The 17,743-nt window shown below is 74.9% G+C and carries 18 protein-coding genes and 1 riboswitch; of the genes, 9 read left to right on the top strand and 9 right to left on the bottom strand.

Annotated features, from left to right (window positions below; all coding sequences use genetic code 11):
• Positions 1-140: 140 nt before the first annotated feature.
• Positions 141-1,181, bottom strand: coding sequence for a 3-deoxy-7-phosphoheptulonate synthase (gene aroF / locus AKI01S_RS01550; RefSeq protein ID WP_067811458.1), 1,041 nt, complete (start codon positions 1,179-1,181; stop codon positions 141-143).
• Between the two features lie 249 nt (positions 1,182-1,430).
• Between aroF and AKI01S_RS01545 the strand changes: the two genes are divergently transcribed.
• The 5 genes from AKI01S_RS01545 to AKI01S_RS01525 all read left to right on the top strand — a co-directional run bounded on the left by AKI01S_RS01545 (position 1,431) and on the right by AKI01S_RS01525 (position 6,468).
• Positions 1,431-2,036 (top strand): sulfite oxidase-like oxidoreductase, encoded by a 606-nt coding sequence (locus tag AKI01S_RS01545; protein WP_067811456.1) that lies wholly within the window; start codon positions 1,431-1,433, stop codon positions 2,034-2,036.
• 62 nt (positions 2,037-2,098) lie between these two features.
• Positions 2,099-3,373 carry a histidine kinase gene (locus AKI01S_RS01540; RefSeq protein ID WP_067811453.1) on the top strand — a complete coding sequence of 425 codons (1,275 nt, stop codon included), beginning with the start codon at positions 2,099-2,101 and terminating at the stop codon, positions 3,371-3,373.
• A gap of 62 nt (positions 3,374-3,435) precedes the next feature.
• Positions 3,436-4,215, top strand: coding sequence for a LytR/AlgR family response regulator transcription factor (locus AKI01S_RS01535; protein ID WP_067811450.1), 780 nt, complete (start codon positions 3,436-3,438; stop codon positions 4,213-4,215).
• Complete coding sequence (locus tag AKI01S_RS50140) at positions 4,208-4,753, top strand: hypothetical protein (RefSeq protein ID WP_157419585.1); 546 nt, start codon at positions 4,208-4,210, stop codon at positions 4,751-4,753. The genes AKI01S_RS01535 and AKI01S_RS50140 overlap by 8 nt, the downstream gene beginning before the upstream one ends.
• Before the next feature lie 5 nt (positions 4,754-4,758).
• Positions 4,759-6,468, top strand: a complete 1,710-nt coding sequence (locus AKI01S_RS01525; protein ID WP_067811572.1) for a sodium/solute symporter — start codon at positions 4,759-4,761, stop codon at positions 6,466-6,468.
• A 443-nt stretch (positions 6,469-6,911) separates the two neighbouring features.
• On the opposite strand, the gene AKI01S_RS01520 is transcribed toward AKI01S_RS01525, so the two are convergent.
• The 7 genes from AKI01S_RS01520 to thiO form a co-directional block, all read right to left on the bottom strand.
• Positions 6,912-7,766 carry a deoxyribonuclease IV gene (locus tag AKI01S_RS01520; RefSeq protein WP_067811444.1) on the bottom strand — a complete coding sequence of 285 codons (855 nt, stop codon included), beginning with the start codon at positions 7,764-7,766 and terminating at the stop codon, positions 6,912-6,914.
• A gap of 97 nt (positions 7,767-7,863) precedes the next feature.
• On the bottom strand, positions 7,864-9,858 hold the full coding sequence (pknB, locus tag AKI01S_RS01515; RefSeq protein ID WP_067811442.1) for a Stk1 family PASTA domain-containing Ser/Thr kinase: 1,995 nt from the start codon (positions 9,856-9,858) through the stop codon (positions 7,864-7,866).
• A gap of 110 nt (positions 9,859-9,968) precedes the next feature.
• Positions 9,969-10,565: a DUF2690 domain-containing protein gene (locus tag AKI01S_RS01510; protein ID WP_067811439.1), complete on the bottom strand. Its 597-nt coding sequence runs from the start codon at positions 10,563-10,565 to the stop codon at positions 9,969-9,971.
• Between the two features lie 109 nt (positions 10,566-10,674).
• Positions 10,675-11,616: a DMT family transporter gene (locus tag AKI01S_RS01505; protein ID WP_067811436.1), complete on the bottom strand. Its 942-nt coding sequence runs from the start codon at positions 11,614-11,616 to the stop codon at positions 10,675-10,677.
• 131 nt (positions 11,617-11,747) lie between these two features.
• Entirely contained in the window at positions 11,748-12,572 is an 825-nt protein-coding gene (locus AKI01S_RS01500) for a thiazole synthase (RefSeq protein ID WP_083998727.1), read from the bottom strand.
• Between the two features lie 3 nt (positions 12,573-12,575).
• Positions 12,576-12,776, bottom strand: a complete 201-nt coding sequence (gene thiS, locus AKI01S_RS01495) for a sulfur carrier protein ThiS (protein WP_067811434.1) — start codon at positions 12,774-12,776, stop codon at positions 12,576-12,578.
• Between the two features lie 4 nt (positions 12,777-12,780).
• Positions 12,781-13,902: a glycine oxidase ThiO gene (thiO, locus tag AKI01S_RS01490; protein ID WP_067811431.1), complete on the bottom strand. Its 1,122-nt coding sequence runs from the start codon at positions 13,900-13,902 to the stop codon at positions 12,781-12,783.
• Positions 13,892-14,006: riboswitch (TPP riboswitch) on the bottom strand. It overlaps the preceding gene by 11 nt.
• A gap of 77 nt (positions 14,007-14,083) precedes the next feature.
• Between thiO and AKI01S_RS01485 the strand changes: the two genes are divergently transcribed.
• From AKI01S_RS01485 to AKI01S_RS51540, 4 genes are all read left to right on the top strand, one after another.
• The gene (locus tag AKI01S_RS01485) at positions 14,084-15,292 is read left to right on the top strand and encodes an NAD(P)/FAD-dependent oxidoreductase (protein ID WP_067811428.1); all 1,209 of its coding nucleotides are present in this window, start codon (positions 14,084-14,086) and stop codon (positions 15,290-15,292) included.
• 37 nt (positions 15,293-15,329) lie between these two features.
• Positions 15,330-15,713, top strand: a complete 384-nt coding sequence (locus AKI01S_RS01480) for an Rv2175c family DNA-binding protein (RefSeq protein ID WP_067811425.1) — start codon at positions 15,330-15,332, stop codon at positions 15,711-15,713.
• Between the two features lie 98 nt (positions 15,714-15,811).
• Entirely contained in the window at positions 15,812-16,483 is a 672-nt protein-coding gene (thiE, locus tag AKI01S_RS01475; protein ID WP_067811423.1) for a thiamine phosphate synthase, read from the top strand.
• Positions 16,484-16,548: 65 nt separating this feature from the next.
• Positions 16,549-16,713 (top strand): hypothetical protein, encoded by a 165-nt coding sequence (locus tag AKI01S_RS51540; protein WP_169813889.1) that lies wholly within the window; start codon positions 16,549-16,551, stop codon positions 16,711-16,713.
• A 24-nt stretch (positions 16,714-16,737) separates the two neighbouring features.
• Here AKI01S_RS51540 and AKI01S_RS01470 read toward each other — a convergent pair whose 3' ends face one another.
• On the bottom strand, positions 16,738-17,688 hold the full coding sequence (locus tag AKI01S_RS01470; protein WP_067811421.1) for a serine/threonine-protein kinase: 951 nt from the start codon (positions 17,686-17,688) through the stop codon (positions 16,738-16,740).
• Between the last annotated feature and the right edge of the window lie 55 nt (positions 17,689-17,743).

Below are 17,743 nucleotides of genomic sequence, written 5' to 3'. Positions count from 1 at the left end.
CAGGAGCGGGGCGGTCCGCAGTTGGAGGTCCAGTACGCCATGGACGGGACCCTACCACCCGCCGTGGCCGGGCCGGTCGTCGTGGGATGACCCGACCACGGCGGGGAGGGGGAGAGGCGGCGCCCGGCGCGGGCGCGGGGTCAGGCCGGAACGGCCTCGGGGGCCGCGGTCAGCACCCGGTCGACCAGCGGCGGCAGCGTCCGCACGACCTTGGCCAGCTCGCGCAGGTCACCGTCGACCAGGGCCTGCGGGCCGTCGCACAGCGCGGTCTCGGGGTGGGGGTGGACGTCGATGATGACGCCGTCGGCGCCGACGGCGATGGCGGCGCGGGTCAGGGGCAGCACCAGGTCGCGGTGGCCGCCCGAGTGCGACGGGTCCACGATCACCGGCAGGTGCGACATCCGCTGGGCGACCGGGACGGCGGAGATGTCCAGGGTGTTGCGGGTGGCCTTCTCGAAGGTGCGGATGCCGCGCTCGCACAGCACGATGTCCAGGTTGCCGCGCTGGGCGATGTACTCGGCGGCCATCAGCCACTCCTCGATCGTGCCGCTCATGCCGCGCTTGAGCAGCACCGGCTTGCCCGCCTCGCCGGCGGCCTGGAGCAGCGCGAAGTTCTGCGCGTTGCGGGTGCCGATCTGGAGCATGTCGGCGTAGGAGGCGACCAGCTCGACGTCGGCGGCGTCCACCACCTCGGTCACGATCGGCATCCCGGTCTCCTCGCGCACGTCGGCGAGGATCTTCAGGCCGGTCTCGCCCAGGCCCTGGAAGGCGTAGGGCGAGGTGCGCGGCTTGAACGCGCCGCCGCGCAGCAGCGTCGCGCCCGCCGCCCGCGCCATCTCGGCCGCCGCGAGGGTCTGCTCGGGCGTCTCGACCGCGCACGGACCGGCGATCAGGGTCATGGTGCCGGGGCCGACCGGCACGCCGCCGACCCGCACGATCGAACGCTCGGGGTGGTTCTCCCGGCTGACCAGCTTGTAGGGGGCCGAGATGCGGATGACGTCGCTGACGCCGTTCAGCGAGCGCAGGTTCAGCGAGCCGAACTGCTGCACGTCCCCGACCAGGCCGATGATGGTGCGTTCCACGCCCCGGCTGACGAACGCGTCGCCCCCGGCCGTCTCGACCAGTGAGACGACGCGCTCGATATCCGCTTCGGTGGCCCCCGGGGCCATGACGACGACCATGTACTGCTGCCTCTCCGATGATGGGTGGAACCCCTGAAACGACAAAGAGCCCCGGGCTACGGAGGCCCGGGGCTCTTTGACTGAGGTCTGTCAGCGCAACGTCTGGCAGACCAGCCTCCCGGGCTGGTCGAACCAAAACAGATAGACGAGGTTGCGCATGGGTCACAGGCTAGCCGATGAACGGTCGCCGTGGGGACCGCACCCCCGGGCGTGGCACACCTCACGCCGGGTGGGAGGATGTCCCGCGTCATGTCCCCACCCGAGAAGCCACTGCCGCCAGGGCAGTACATCCCCCGCGGCTGGCCGGTCCTGCACTACGGCCCGGTCCCCAAGTTCCGTCCCAAGGACTGGGATCTGCGTGTCTTCGGCGCCACCGCCGACGGCGGGCAGCACCGGTGGACCTGGGACGAGTTCGACGCCCTGCCGCGCGTCACCACGGTCGCCGACTTCCACTGCGTCACCAAGTTCACGATCCCCGACATCGCCTGGGAGGGGGTGCCCGGCTCGGCGCTCGTCGAGCTCGCCCCGCCCCATCCCGACGTCACGCACGTCATGGTGTGGGCCGAGTACGGCTACAGCGCCAACGTCCGCATGGGCGACTTCCTCGCCGACGGGGCGATGCTGGCCACCCACCGCGACGGCGAGCGCCTCACCCCCGACCACGGCTTCCCCGTCCGGATGGTGGTGCCCCACCTGTACGCGTGGAAGAGCGTCAAGTGGGTCCGCGCCATCGAGTACATGGTCAAGGACCGGCGCGGGTTCTGGGAGGAGCGCGGCTACCACAACGTCGCCGACCCCTGGCGCGAGCAGCGCTACTCCTACCAGGAGGAGGACGGGGAGTCCCCGCCGCTGTGACGGGGACGGAGAACCCGGGAAAGCACTGCGGTGATGGGATTCTCACGTTACCGTGAGTTCCCATGTCCGCACCGTCCGTCCTCGTGCTGGTCGGGGCCGTCTTCATGGCGGTGTTCGCCGGGGCCGCGGGCCGCACCCTGCCGTCCCGGCTGCGGGCGCGGCGCCACGGGTTCGGCACGCCCGCCGACGAGGCGACGTTCCGGGCCCTGCACACCATCTCCCGCGCCTCCCCGTCGCTGCGCGCGGGCCTGACCCGCGAGTCGGCCCGCAAGGCCGCCCGGCACCTGCGCGCCCTGCTGGGCGCCGAGGCGGTCGCGCTGGTCGCCGTCCGGCCCGCCGCCGACGACGTCGACACCGACGACGAGGAGACGGACGGCGAGCTGCTGGTCTGGGACGGCGAGGGCGGCGACCGCCACTCGGCCGGCGCGGCCTGCCAGGCCCGCCCGGTGCTGACCGGCGGGCGCCCCCGCGTGCTCACCCCCGACGCGCTGGCGTGCGACGACCCCGCGTGCCGGATCCGGGTGGGGATGCTGGCCCCGCTGACGGTCGAGGGCCGCGTGACGGGCGTGCTGGCCGTCTACGGGCCGAGCGCCTCGGCCGCCCGGGTGCGCGCGGTCGGGGAGGTCGCGCGCTGGGTCGCCGGGCAGCTGGAGCTGGCCGAGCTGGACTCCTCCCGCGCCCGGCTCGCCGAGGCCGAGATGCGGGCGCTGCGCGCCCAGATCTCCCCGCACTTCGTCTACAACTCGCTGACCACCATCGCCTCGTTCGTGCGCACCGACCCCGAACGCGCCCGCGAGCTGCTGCTGGACTTCGCCGACTTCGCCCGCTACTCGTTCCGCAACCCCCGCGACTTCACCACCCTGGCCGACGAGCTGCGCTCCATCGACCGCTACCTGCTGCTGGAGCGGGCCCGGTTCGGCGACCGGCTGCACTTCAGCGTGGAGGTCGCCCCCGAGGTGCTGCCGGTGGCGGTGCCGTTCCTGTCGCTCCAGCCGCTGGTGGAGAACTCCATCCGGCACGGCATGGAGGGCGCGCGCACCGAGTTCCACATCAAGATCGTGGCGCGGGACGCCGGTCCGGAGGCGACGATCAGCGTGGAGGACGACGGCGTCGGCATGGACCCCGAGCGGCTGCGCGGGATCCTGTCGGCGGGCGCGCTGTCGCCCGGCCCCGGGCGCGACCGCGGCGGCGCGGGCATCGGCCTGGCCAACGTCGACGAGCGGATGCGCCAGGTCTACGGCGACGAGTACGGCCTGACGGTGGAGACCGCGCCGGGCGCCGGGACCAAGGTCAGCCTCCGGGTGCCGAAGTACCGGCCGGGGGTCTTCCCGGACTAGCGGGGGCCCTTACCTGACGAAACCTATTGCGTGCGGACCGTAATCGCGGCAAGGTCCTCTGTATGCTGCGCGTCCTGGCCGTCGACGACGAGCTGCCCGCCCTCGAAGAGCTGTGCTACCTGCTGCGGGAGGATCCCCGCATCGAGCAGGCCACCGGCGCCGGCGACGCCGCCGCCGCGCTGCGCAACCTCAGCCGCATGCTGGTCGCGGGGGACCGCCTCGACGCCGTCTTCCTCGACATCCGCATGCCGGGGCTGGACGGGCTGGACTTCTCCCGGCTGCTGACCGGGTTCGCCGCGCCGCCCGAGGTGGTGTTCGTCACCGCGCACGACGACTGCGCGGTGGCCGCCTACGAGCTGGGTGCCCTGGACTACCTGCTCAAGCCGGTGCGGCCCGAACGGCTCGCCGAGGCGGTCCGCCGCGTCGACGAGGCCGTGCACCGGGCGCTGCCGTCGGAGGGGGGCCCGCCCGCCGAGGACGAGATGGTCCCGGTCGAGCTCGGCGGGCGCACCCGCCTGGTGCCGCGCAGCTCGGTCACCCACGTCGAGGCGCAGGGCGACTACGTGCGGCTGCACACCGACGAGGGCAGCTACCTGGTGCGCATGTCGCTGGCGTCGCTGGCGCGGCGGTGGGAGGCGGCCGGGTTCATCCGCATCCACCGCAGCACGCTGGTCGCCTCGGCGCACATCAGCGAGTTGCGCTTCGACGGGGGCCGCGCCGCCGTCCAGGTGGGGGAGGAGCTGCTGCCGGTGAGCCGCCGCCACACCCGGGAGGTGCGCGACCTGCTGGTCCGCCGGTTCCGGCACAACGAGGCGATCCAGGGGGACGGACCCGATGCCTGAGCCGACCATGGGCCCGCCCGCCGAGACGCTCGCCGAGCCCGGCGACGAACCCCACCGAGAGAGGCCGCGCCGGGTCGTGGTGACCGGCGTTCGCACCGGCCGCGCCCGTGCCGACCGGGCCCGTGCCGACCGGGCCCGCGCCGACCGCGCCCGCGCCGACCGGGCCCGTGCCGACCGGACCCGCGCGGACCAGGCCCGGACCGATCCGGGGCGCGGCGACCGCCCGGCGGCGCACTGGAGCGTCGTCCGCGACCTGGACGAGCAGACCGAGCTGGGCGCGGTCTACGTCCGGTCCCTGATCCGCGCCCAGCTCCGCTCGGCGCTGGCGACCTGCGCGGCCGTCGCGGGGGTGCTGGTGGCGCTGCCGCTGCTGTTCCAGGTCCCGGCGCTGGCGCAGGCCCGCCTGCACGGCGTGCCGCTGCCGTGGCTGCTGCTGGCGCTCGGCCTGCAACCGCTGTGGATCGGGCTGGCGGTCCGGCACGCCCGGCGGGCCGAGCGCACCGAACGCGACTTCCTGCGGCTGGTGGAGCGGTCGTGATCGTCATGGCGGTGACGGCCGCGCTGGCCGCGCTGGTCGCGGTGCTGGGCCTGACGGCCGTGCTGGGCTCCTACGGCCGCCGCCGCACCGAGCGCACCACCTCCGACTTCCTGGTCGCCTCGCGCGGCGTCACCCCGCTGTGGAACGCCTCGGCGATCAGCAGCGAGTACATCTCGGCGGCGGCGTTCCTCGGCACCGCCGGGCTGGTGCTGGCGCACGGCGCGGACATGCTGTGGCTGCCGCTCGGCGCGGTCGCCGGGTACGTGCTGCTGCTGGCGCTGGTGACCGCGCCGCTGCGCCGCTCGGGCGCCTACACGATCTCCGACTTCGCCGAGTGGCGGCTGGGCTCGCGGGCCGTGCGGCGGCTGGTGTCCTGGTGCGTGATCTTCATCGGCTGGTTCTACCTGCTGCCGCAGTTCCAGGGCGCGGGCGTGACGCTGCGGGTGCTGACCCGCGCGCCGGTGTGGGCGGGCTGGGCCGTGGTCGTCGCCGTGGTGCTGCTGCTGGTGCTGTCGGGCGGCATGCGCAGCATCACCGCGGTGCAGGCCGTGCAGTTCTGGATCAAGCTGGTGGCGGTCGCGGTGCCCGCCGTGGCGGTGCTGTCGGTGTGGCAGCTGGACGGCGCGGCCGACCCCACGACCGGCGGGCCGCCGCGCTTCGAACGCGTCACCGACGTGCGGGTGGAGACGGGCGTGACCGTCCGGGTGGCCCACCCCACGCGGGTGCGGGCCACCGGGACCGTGGACGGCGCCGCGCACGACGGCGCGGACCTGACGCTGGCGCCGGGCGGGCACACCGTCGGGGAGGGCGCGACGCTGACGTTCCCGGCGGGCGCGCGGGTGCCGCACGTCGACCACGTGCCCGCGCGGGACGGCACGCGCTGGTCGATGCCCGACGGCGCGTCCCTGGACCACGGCCTGTACGCCGTCTACTCGGCGCTGCTGGGCGTGGTGCTGGGCACCGTGGGGCTGCCGCACATCCTGATGCGCTTCTACACCAACACCTGCGGCCGGGCCGCCCGCCGCACGGCCGCGATGGTGCCGGTGCTGCTGTCGCTGTTCTACGTCTTCCCGGCCCTGTACGGCGCGCTGGGCCGCGTCTACATGCCCGAGCTGCTGATGACCGGCGACACCGACGCGACGATCCTGATGCTGCCGCAGCAGCTGCTGCCCGACCCGGCGGGGGCGCTGCTGACCGGGCTGGTGGCGGCCGGGGCGTTCGCGGCGTTCATCTCCACCTCCTGCGGGATCGTGGTGGCCATCGCCGGAACGGTGGCGCAGTGCGTGGGGCGCGGCAGCGTCACGGTGTTCCGGCTGGGCGCGGTGTTCGCGCTGGTGGTGCCGCTGGCGCTGGTGTCGGAGATCGGGACGCTGGGGTCGGCGGTGCTGGTCACGCTGGCGCTGACGGTCTCGGCGTGCTCGCTGTGCCCGCTGCTGGTGCTGGGCCTGTGGTGGCGCGGGCTGACCGCCGCCGGGGCCGGGGCGGGCCTGGTGGTCGGCGGCGGGCTGGCGGTCGCGGCGGGCGTGGCGGCGCTGTTCGGCGGCCCGTGGACGGGCTGGCCCGCGGCGCTGCTGGAGCAGCCCGCGCTGGTGGTCGCGCCGATCTCGTTCGCCGTCATGGCCGGGGTGTCGCTGGCCACCCGGCGGAGCGTGCCGCGCCGCGCCGACCGCGCGATGGCGCGGATGCACCTGCCCGAAGAGATCGTCATCCGCTGACCGCGCGGAACGACCCGCGCGATGAACCCGCGACACTCCGGCGACACCCGCCGCGCCCCGGCTGGACCGTTCCCGGGCGCGCGCCCGGCCGTTCGTCGCGGCGGACCGACCGCTCGTCGCTCGATTACTCTACGTATAACGCTGACTACGGACCGTTTATCGAGGGTGGCGTTTCCCGTCCCCCGATCGGTATCAGAACACCTCTAGTGTTCTCCGTGGCGGCAGGACGCCGCACCGCTCCGGGGAGCGGGCGCCGGTGACGGCGCGGAGCCCCGCACAAGACAACACCGGAGATCCGGCGGGCGCGAGTCGCGCGCCGGATCAGAGCCGGCGGATCCCGTACCGGGGGGGTGGGATCCGACGGTGTACGGCTCAGGTGCCGCTGGACAGTCGGGGGGTTGTTCAGCGGCACCTGAGTCCTTTTTCCGGACCCGGGCGCGGGCTCAGGCGTCCCGGAGGCGCTTGAGGACGTTCACGTCGGCCCGGTGCGGCTCGGCGTCGCGGCCCGGCGTCTCGATGACGAACGGCACCCCCGCCACCTCCGGGTGCCGCAGCAGCGCCGCGAACGGCTCCTCGCCGATGTGGCCCTTGCCGATGTTCTCGTGCCGGTCCTTGCAGGAGCCGCACACGTCCTTGGAGTCGTTGGCGTGGACCAGCTTGAGGCGGCCGGGGCCGACGGTCGCGACCAGGTCCGCGATGGTCCGCTCGACGCCGTCCGGCGCGGCCAGGTCGTGCCCGGCGGCGAACGCGTGGCAGGTGTCCAGGCACACGCCCAGCTTGGGGTGGCGCTCCAGGCGGTCGAAGTACTCGCCGAGGTCGAGCACCTTCGCGCACAGCATCGCGCCCTGCCCGGCCATCGGCTCCAGCAGCAGGTCCGGGCCGTCCTCGGGGATCTCCTCCAGCAGCGGCAGCACGTGCTCGCGCACCTGCTTCATCGCCGCGTCGTAGCTCTGGCTGACCGCCGAGCCGGTGTGCACGACCACGCCGCGCGCGCCGATCGCGCGGCCCCGGCGCAGCGAGTGCCGCACCGTGGCCAGGGACTTCTCCAGCGTCTCGGCGCTGGGCGTGCCGAAGTTGACCAGGTACGGGGCGTGCACGAACACCGGGATCTCGCCGGACCGCTCCAGCAGCCTGGCGTCCTCCTCGGGCTTTCCTTCGGGCAGGGCCCACCCGCGCGGGTTGGAGGTGAACACCTGGACCGTCTCGGCGCCGATCTCGGCGGCGTACTTCAGGCCCCCCGTCGCCAGGCCCCCGGCCACCGGAACATGGGCCCCGATGGGGCTCTTGAGAGTCGTCATAGGCCGCCCAGCCTAGCCGCGGAGACGCCGAGCCCCGGCCAGGTCGGGACGCGACCCGGCCGGGGCCCGGCGAAGGTGGGGGAGGCGGCGGGGAGGATCAGCCCCAGACGGTGACCACCGAGCCCCGGGGCGCGTTGCCCAGGGGGTTCTGGCCGATGACCCGGTCGCCGAGGCGGCGGCTGCCGACCTTCATCCTGAAACCGGAGCTCTCCAGCGCCTGGCGGGCCTCGCCGAAGGTGCGGCCGATCACCGTGGGGATCGGGAGCTGCTCGTCGTCCCCGCCGCCGCGGCGCGGCCCCTCGTCGCACAGGAAGTCGCCGAACAGGCAGTCCTTCTTGTTGACGACCAGGGTGACGCGGTCGTCGCGGGACACGGCGGTGCCCGCGGACGGGTTCTGGCTCAGCACCGTGTTCGGCGGCCGGGAGCCGTCCCTGCTCTTCTCGACCTTGACGTCCAGGCCCATGCCGCGCAGCTGGTCGGCGGCGTCGTCGCCGTTCTGGCCGACCAGCGACGGCATCGTCATCCCGTTGCTGACCACCAGCCCGACCGGCTCGTCGGGGGACTGCATGTCCCCGGCGCGCGGCGAGGTGGACACGACGTGGTCCTTGGGGACCGACTGGGACGAGGCGCGGCGCACCTGCCCGACGGTGAAGCCCTCGTCCCGCAACGTCCGCGTCGCCTCCGACTGCGACTTGCCGACGACGTCGGGGACCCGTTTGGGCTCGCGGCCCTTGGACTCGTAGAGGGTGACGGCCTGGCCCTGCGTCAGGCGGGTGCCGGGCGCCGGGTCGGTCCTGGCGACCCGGCCCTTGCCGACCCGGTCGCTGTAGACCTTCTGCCGGCCGACCTGGACGGTCAGGCCCTTGCCCTGCAACGTGCTGCGCGCGTCGGAGACGGTCATGCCGACGACGGTGTTCGGCACGTGCTCGTACTGGCCCGACACCTGGTACCAGACCGCCCAGCCCAGCACCACGGCCGCGACGGTGCCGATGGCGATCAGCACGTAGCGCCCGGTGAGCGCGCCGATGACGCGGTCGCCGGTGCCGCGCGGCCGGGGCGGCGCGGTGTGCGGTCCCGCGGGCGGGATCCCGCCCGGGGCCATGGTCCGGGTCGCGCCCGGCGGGATCGCGGTGCCGTCGTAGACGGCGGTGCGGCCGTCGCTGGCGGGCGCGGGTGCGGGCGTCGGCAGGACGGAGGTGGCGTTGTGCCCGTCGAGCTGGTCCGCGAGGCGCTCGTCGATGCCGGGCGGCAGGCCGTTGGCCACCTCGGCGACGGCCGCCAGGAACGCGTTGGCGTCCTGCGGGCGCTGCGCCGGGTCGTGCGCGGTGGCGCGGGAGACGAGGGCGTCCACCTGCGGCGGCAGGCCGGGGACGGCGGCCGACGGCGGCGGGACGACCTCGTTGACGTGCTTGTAGGCGACGGCGAGCGGGGTGTCGCCGCGGTGCGGGAGCTCGCCGGTCAGCAGCTCGTAGAGCAGGATGCCGGCGGCGTAGACGTCGGAGCGGACGTCGGCCCGGCCCGCCAGGACCTGCTCGGGCGCCAGGTACCCGACCGTTCCGATGATCACGCCGGTGCGGGTCATCTTGCTGGCGGTCTCGGCCCGGGCCAGCCCGAAGTCGGCGACCTTGGCCTGGCCGTCCTCGGTGATCAGCACGTTCTCCGGCTTGACGTCCCGGTGCACCAGGCCCGCGCGGTGCGCCGCGCCGAGGGCGGCCAGCACCGGCTGCATGATCTCCAGCGCCGCGCGCGGGCCGAGCCGTTCGCGCTCGCTCAGCAGGTCCCGCAGGGTGCGTCCCGGCACGTACTCCATCACCAGGAACACGTGCTCGCCGTCGGTGCGCTGGTCGTAGACCGCCACCACGTTGGGGTGGGAGAGCGCCGCGGCCGCCTTGGCCTCGTCGATGAAGCGCCGCACGAAGTCGTCGTCGGCCGCGAGATGGGCGTGCATCACCTTGATGGCGACCGTGCGGTCCAGCCTGATGTCGCGCGCCACGTAGACCGTGGCCATCCCGCCGCGGGCGATCCGGGACTCAATGCGGTAGCGCCCGTCGAGCACCTGCCCGACGAGGGGATCAGCAACCGTCGTGTCCATCGAAGTGAGTTTAAGGGCGTTTCCGGGTGCATCTCATCAGTCCGGAGGATGAGCATGGGCGGCTGCCCGGAGTGACCGGTCACGGCGGGTGACCGCCTGGAGACCCGCGATCAGCCCTGGCCACGGGGCGTGCAGTCCCAGGACCCGGCGACGGGGGCCTCGCCGTCGTCGCGGTGGAACAGGTCGTGGACGCACATCTGGAAGCGGTCCCCGCGCCGCGCGGTGGCGATCATCGTGGACCAGCGCTCGCCGCCGCCGCCCTCCCGGCCGCCCACGCGGACGCGGGAGTGGACCTCCCACCCGGCGGTGAACCCCGACAGGTCCTGGCCCCGGGTGGCCGGGACCTCCCGCCAGCGCAGCCACACCAGCACCACGGCGGCCGCGACGTCCTCGGCGGAGGCCGCGCCGTCCCGGTTCACGATGCGGATCCAGGCGGACTCGCAGCGGCGGGACCGCCACAGCTCGGCGGTGGCGACCCGGTGGCTGGTCTCGGGGTCGCCGGTGTTGCGGTCGATGTCCCGGGTCTCCAGCCGGCGGCCGCTGTCGGCGCAGCGGGTCGTGACGGGGCTCTGGCCCACGCAGCGGTCGCCCCGGCAGGAGCCGCCCCCGGAGGACCCGCCGTCCCCGCCGCAGCCGGTCAGGACGGCGGCGAGGGCCCCGGCGGCCAGGAACGGCGACGCGGTCCGGAACGTCGGCGTGTGCTGCATGGCGTCCCCCTGAGGCGTTCGGGGACCAGTGCACCCCGGCCGCGCCCCCGGGAACAGTCACCCGGAGGGTGCGGTTGGGTGGCGGTCCCGTCCGCAACCGGTCACACCGTCAGCGCACGGGCGTCTCGGTGGCCCCTTCGGCGACGGCCTCGGGGGCCGGGTCGTCGACCGGGGCCGGGCGGCGGGGACGGCTGCGGGACACCGCGACGCCCGCCAGGCACAGCACGCCGCCGGTCAGGGTCAGCCAGCCGGGGACCTCGGCCAGCAGCGCCCACGACATCAGCACCACCAGCGCCGGCGCGGCGTAGGTGGTGGCGCCCATGTTGCCCGCCGAGGTGCGGGCCAGCGCGTACGCCCAGGTCGTGAACGCCAGCGCGGTCGGGAAGACGCCGAGGTAGATCATGTTGCCGATCGCGGTCGGCGAGGCGTCGCCGAGCTGGTCGATCAGCTGCCCGGCGAACGGCAGGCACGCCACCGCGCCGATCACGCAGCCCCAGGTGGTGGCCTGCAACGCCGAGGCGTGCCGCAGCGCGGGCTTCTGGCTCACCACGCCCGCCGCGTAGGTGACGGCGGCGACCAGGCACAGCACGACCCCCAGCAGGGAGGCGCGCCCCTCGCCCGACATCGACAGCCCCACGACCGCCGCCCCGGCGAACGACACCGCCATCCCGGCCATCAGCCGCGGCGGGAAGCCCTCCTTCAGCAGCCAGCCGCCCAGCAGCGCGATGAGGATCGGGCCGATGTTGACCACCAGCGCCGCCGTGCCCGCGTCCACCAGCTGCTCGCCCCAGTTGAGGGCGATCATGTAGAGGCCGAACCACAGCACGCCGGAGGCGACGATGCCGGGCCAGGCGGCGCGGGGCGGCAGGCCCTCGCGCCGCACCAGGCAGATCACGCCGAGGGTCAGGGCCCCGGTGAACATCCGGCCCAGCGCCAGCGCGCCGGCGCCGAACTCCGTCCCGGCGCTGCGGATCGCGACGAACGCCGACGCCCACAGCACCACCGTCACCGCCGCCGCGGCCACCGCGCGCCGATCTGCTCTCTGTCCCATGCACCGCACCCTAGGTCTGGTTCATTTCGGTGGACACCGAATGGTGCGCACCGGTTGCACCCAGTTTCGTGCGACCGGAACCTTCGGGTCCAGCGACTAAATCTGGACCCGACCGTTAAGTGATCCTTCAGTCAGGTGGCGATTCCCTCGAACGGTGACGACGCCTGCGCGTACCGCCGCCGGGGGATGCGCCCGGCCAGCCTCGCCAGCCGCCCGCCCTCCACGGCGTGCCGCATCGCGGCGGCCATCCGCGCCGGGTGCCGGGCGCGCGTCACGGCGGTGGCCAGCAGCACCGCGTCGCAGCCCAGCTCCATGGCCAGGGCGGCGTCGCTGGCGGTGCCGAGGCCCGCGTCCAGGATCACCGGGACGTTCGCGCGCTCCACGATCAGCTCGATGTTGTGCGGGTTGCGGATGCCGAGGCCCGAGCCGATGGGGGAGCCCAGCGGCATGACGGCGGCGCAGCCGACCTGCTCCAGTCGGCGCGCCAGCACCGGGTCGTCGTTGGTGTAGGGCAGCACGGTGAAGCCGTCGGCCACCAGCTGCTCGGCGGCGTCGACCAGCTCGATCGGGTCGGGCAGCAGCGTGTGCTCGTCGGCGATCACCTCCAGCTTCACCCAGTCGGTGCCGAGCGCCTCGCGGGCCAGCTTGGCGGTCAGCACCGCCTCGCCCGCGGTGAAGCACCCGGCGGTGTTGGGCAGCACGGCGATGTCGCACTCGCGCAGCACGTCCAGCACCGAGCCGCGCGCCGCCGGGTCCACCCGGCGCATCGCCACGGTCGTCAGCTCCGTGCCGGAGGCGACCAGCGCCTCCTTCAGCACGTGCATGCTCGGCGCGCCGCCGGTCCCCATGATCAGCCGGGAGCCGAACTCCCGCCCCGCGATGACCAGCGCGTCGGTGCCGCCCGGGTCGGTGCCGCCCGGGTTGGTCCCGCCGGTGCCGTTCCTGTCGTCGCCCATGCCTCAGCCTCCCTGCACCGCGGTCAGCACTTCCAGCCGATCCGCGTCCCGCAACGTCGTGGCCGCCCAGTCGGCGCGCCGCACGACCTCGTCGTTCACCGCCGCGGCGACCCCGGACCCGGCCGCGGTGACCGTGGCGACCGCGTCGGCCACGGTGGTTCCCTCGGGCAGCTCGCGCGGCTGCCCGTTCACGATGACCTGCACGTTTTCAGACCCTCTGTTCGAAACGGTCGGGGGTGAAGGGGCGGCCCACCTCGGGCACCGCGCCGTCCAGCAGCGCCGCCGCCAGGACGTCGGCGCTGACCGGGGTGAGCAGCACGCCGTTGCGGAAGTGCCCGGTGCCCAGCACCAGGCCCGGCAGCGCGGTCGGCCCCATCACCGGGGCGTTGTCCGGCGAGCCGGGCCGCAACCCGGCCGACACCTCGACGAACTCCAGCTCGGTGACGCCGGGCACCAGCTCGCGGGCGTCGCGCAGCAGCTCCCACAGGCCCCCGGCGGTGACGCGGGTGTCGAACCCCAGCTCCTCCTGGGTCGCGCCCACCACCAGCTCGCCGTCGCCGCGCGGCACCAGGTAGATCGAGAAGCCCCGGACCAGGCCCCGGGTGGAGCGCCGCAGGAACGGCACCGGCGCGCGCAGCCGGATCACCTGCCCCTTGACGGGCCGCACCGGCGGCACCAGGCCCGGCGGCAGCCCCTCCAGGTCGCCCGACCACGGCCCGGCGGCCAGCAGCACCCGGTCGGCGCGCAGCACCGTCCCGTCGTCGAGGCGGACGCCCGTGGCGGTGTCGCGTTCCACGACGATCCCGGCCGCGCGCCGCCGCACCAGCGTGACGCCCAGCCTCTCGGCCGCCGCCAGCAGCGCGGGCGCCAGCCTCCGGGGGTCGATCGAGCCGTCCTGGGGGACCAGCAGCCCGCCCCGGACGCCCGGCGCGAGCATCGGCTCCTGCCTGCGGCACTCGCGGCCGTTCAGCGCCTCGCTGGGGATGCCCAGCGACTCCTGGAAGCGCCGCAGGTCCTCCAGGGACGCCAGGTCGTCGGCGTCGAAGGCGACCTGGAGGAGGCCGTCGGCGCGGTACCCGGTGTCGTGCCCGGTCAGCTCCTCCAGCTCGGCCACGAACGACGGGTAGCGCTCCCGCGAGGCCAGCCCCAGCCGCAGCAGCGGCTCCTCGCCGTAGGTGAGCTCGCTGACGGGGGTGAGCATCCCCGCCGCGACGTTCGAGGCCCCGCTGGCGGGGGCCGGGTCGACCAGGGTGACGGCCGCGCCCCGCGCGGCGGCCCGCCACGCGGTGGCCAGCCCGACCACCCCGGCGCCGATGATCACAATGTCCATGCGCGCTCCCTTCGCCGGCATGATCCGGATCAGGTCCTGGCGGTCGGCGGCACGCTCAGCCGCCCTCTCAGCCCGGCGATGCCCGGACTCCCGCGCTTTGTCGGTTTCCACCCTACGACCCCCGGCCGTGCTCCGGTGCCGCCCTCTGGCGCCGCACGGCGGCCGAGTAGGGTTCGGCCCCATGGAGAGGGTGATCGTCGCAGGCGGCGGACTGGCCGGGGTGCGCGCCGTGGAGGCCCTGCGGGGCAAGGGTTTCGAGGGCGCGCTGACGCTCGTGTCGGCCGAGCGGCACCGGCCGTACGACCGGCCTCCGCTGTCGAAGGCGGTGCTCGCCGGCGACAGCGACGACACCACCGTGGACACCGACTGGGCCGCGCTGGACGTGGAGCTGCTGCTCGGCGACCGCGCCACCGGCCTCACCCTCGCCGCCGCGGACGAGGGCGGCGGCGTCCTCGCCACCACGGCCGGCGAGCTGCCGTTCGACGGCCTGGTCATCGCGACCGGCGCCGCCCCGGTCACCCTGCCCGGCGACGGCCGCCAGCACGTGGTCCGCACCATCGACGACTCCCTCGCGCTGCGCGAGCGCCTGGTCGAGGGCGCCCGCGTCGTGATCGTCGGCGCGGGCTGGATCGGCGCGGAGGTCGCCACCACCGCCGCGCGGAAGGGCTGCGCCGTCACGGTCGTGGAGGCCGCCGACACGCCCCTGGCGCACGCGCTCGGCCCCGAGGTCGGCGCGCTGACCGCCCCCTGGTACGCCGAGGCGGGCGTCGGGCTGCGCACCGGCGTCAAGGTCGCCTCGGTCGGGGACGGGCACCTGCTCCTGGCCGACGGCGGCCGGATCGACGCCGACGAGATCGTGGTCGGCGTCGGCGTGCGCCCCGAGGTCGCCTGGCTGGAGGGCTCCGGCCTGGACGTCGAGCGCGGCGTGGTCGTCGACGCCTCCCTGCGCGCCCACGCCGGCGGCGTCGCCCGCCCCGACATCGTGGCCGTCGGCGACGTGGCCGCCTGGTGGTCGGAGCGCTACCGCCGCCGCCTGCTGGTCGAGCACTGGGACACCGCCCTCAACGCCCCCGAGGTCGCCGCCGCGACCCTCCTCGGCCAGGACGCCGCCTACGACGCCGCCCCCTACTTCTGGTCCGAGCAGTTCGGCCGGATGGTCCAGTACGCGGGCTTCCACGCCGCCTCCGGGCGGATGGTGCGCCGGGGCGACCCGGCGGACCGCAAATGGGCCGTGGCGTGGCTGACCGGCGACCGCCTCGACGCGATCCTGACCGTGGACCGGCCCCGCGACCTCGTCCAGGCCAGACGCCTGATCGCCGCCGGGACGCCGGTGGACCCCGGCGCGCTGGCCGATCCGGACGTCCCGGTGCGCCAGGCGGCGCGGAGCTGAGGGTTTGACTTTCGGCGGGACGTGGTAGCAAGGGGGCGTGACCCAGACGCACACGACCGTTGACAGCACCCTCGACCCCGGCACCGACACCCTGGTCGGGGAGTGGCTGACCCTCCCGGAGGCGACCGAGCGCCTCGGCATCAAGATCAACCGCCTGAAGCAGCTCATCAGCGAGCGCAAGCTGCTGGCGGTCCGGCGCGACGGGGTGCTCGTCGTGCCCGCGGCGTTCATCCACGACGGCCAGGTCATCAAGGGCCTGTCGGGAACGCTGACGCTGCTGTCGGACGCGGGCTACGGCGAGGTCGAGACGTTGCGCTGGCTGTTCACCGCCGACGACACGCTGCCCGGCACGCCCGTGCAGGCGCTCAGCGAGAACCGGGGCACCGAGGTGCGCCGCCGCGCCCAGGCCCTGGCCTTCTGAGCCTCCACCCGCTCGACCGCTGAACTGACGAGGCCACGGGCCGCGGGGTTCGCCCCGTGGCCCGTGGCCCCACGCCCCGGAAAGGAACACCACCCCCAGTGTCCAGGCACCTGCTCTCCGACCGCGCCGTCTCCCTGCGGGCCCGGCTCAGCCGCGCCCGCCTCTACCTCTGCACGGACGCCCGGGAGCGGCAGGGAGACCTGCCGGAGTTCCTGGACGCCGTGCTGGCGGGCGGCGTCGACATCGTCCAGCTCCGCCAGAAGGGGCTGGAGGCGCGGCGGGAGCTGGAGTACCTGAAGGTGTTCCGGGAGGCGTGCGAGCGGCACGGGGCGCTGCTGGCGGTCAACGACCGCGCCGACGTCGCCTGCGCCGCGCACGCCGACGTGCTGCACCTCGGCCAGGACGACCTGCCGGTGCCGCTGGCCCGCCAGATCGCCGGCGAGGACATCCTGATCGGCCGGTCCACCCACTCCGGCGAGCAGGCCTCGGCCGCCGCCGCCGAGCCGGGCGTGGACTACTTCTGCGCCGGTCCGGTGTGGCCGACGCCGACCAAGCCGGGCCGCGAGGCCCCCGGCCCCAAGCTGCTGGAGTACGTGGCCGGGCAGCGGGAGGGCCGCCCGTGGTTCGCGATCGGCGGGATCGACGCGACCAACCTGGACCAGGTGCTGGCCGCCGGGGCGCGCCGGATCGTGGTGGTGCGGGCGATCACCGAGGCCGCCGACCCGGGCGCGGCCGCCGCCGAGCTGGCGCGCCGCCTGCCGGAGCTGTGACGCGCGCCGCCGCGGCCGAGGGGGTGCCGGTCGGGCACGTTCCGTCATCCCCGACAATGGATCACATGAGCGTGCGACCCGACGACGAGCGCCCGGTGGAGCTGGACGACGACCTGCCGGTGCTGCCCGACCAGACCTCCGACGACACCGACACCGGCTGGGGCGAGTGGCGCGGTTCCGACGACGGCGACGACGCGCGTTTCCTGGAGGAACGCCCACCGCACTGGTGAGCCCGGAACCCCGGGCCCGGCCCGTCAGATCAGGATGCCCAGCGTGAACCCCAGCACCGAGACCACCGCAAGGGCGACCATCATCCGCCACCGGTAGCGGGGGATCTCCCGGGGAGGCGGCTTGGGCGCGGGGGCGCGGTCCTCGCGCAATGCCCGCACGAGCTGGCGCGCGGTGGGCCGGGCCGCCGGGTTCTTGTCCAGGCAGCGGGCGGCCAGCTCGCGCAGCGGCCCCTCCAGGTCGCCGAGGTCGGGGCGGCGGGTGGTGATGCGCCGCATGACGGCGGCGTTGGGGCCGGTGCCGAACGGCGGCCGCCCCGTCGCCGCGTACACGATCGTCGCGCCCCAGGCGAACACGTCGGCCGGCGGCCCGACCGGCTCGTCCTCGATCTGCTCGGGGGCCATGTAGGCGGGGGTGCCGACGGGCCCGGTGGTGAGCGTGGTCGCGTCGGCGGTCCGGGCGATCCCGAAGTCGATCACCTTGGGGCCGCCGGGGCCGAGCACGACGTTGCCGGGCTTGAAGTCGCGGTGCACGACCCCGGCCCGGTGGATCGCCGCCAGCGCCGCGGCGCTGCCCAGCGCCGTCCGGCGCAGCCGGTCCCCGCGGAGCGGGCCCCGGTCCGCCACGACGTCCTGGAGCGTGGGGCCCTCGACGTACTCGCTGACGATGTAGGGCCGGTCGCCGGTGACGTCGGCGTCCAGCACCCGCGCGGTGTGCCGCCCGGTGACCTGCCGCGCGGCGGCGGCCTCCTTGACGAACCGGCCGCGGGCGCGCGCGGTGGCGGCCCGGCCGCCGCGCAGCAGCTTCACCGTGACTGGCCGGTCCTTGCGGGCCGGGTCGCGCGCCAGGTAGACGACGCCCTGGCCGCCCTCGCCGAGCCGGGACACCAGCGGGTAGCCGCCGATCTCGTCCGGGTCGTCGGGGCCGAGGGGGCGGCCCGGCCGCCGCCGGGTGGCGGGGGAGGGGTCATGCGGCACGGGGGACTCCGGCGGGGCGGGGGACGGACGGGGAATGCCTCATTTGTACCGCGTT

This window comes from Actinomadura kijaniata NBRC 14229 (genome assembly GCF_001552175.1).
In the GTDB taxonomy this organism is placed as follows: Bacteria; Actinomycetota; Actinomycetes; order Streptosporangiales; family Streptosporangiaceae; genus Spirillospora; species Spirillospora kijaniata.
This window is presented reverse-complemented; position numbering and strand designations above follow the sequence as displayed.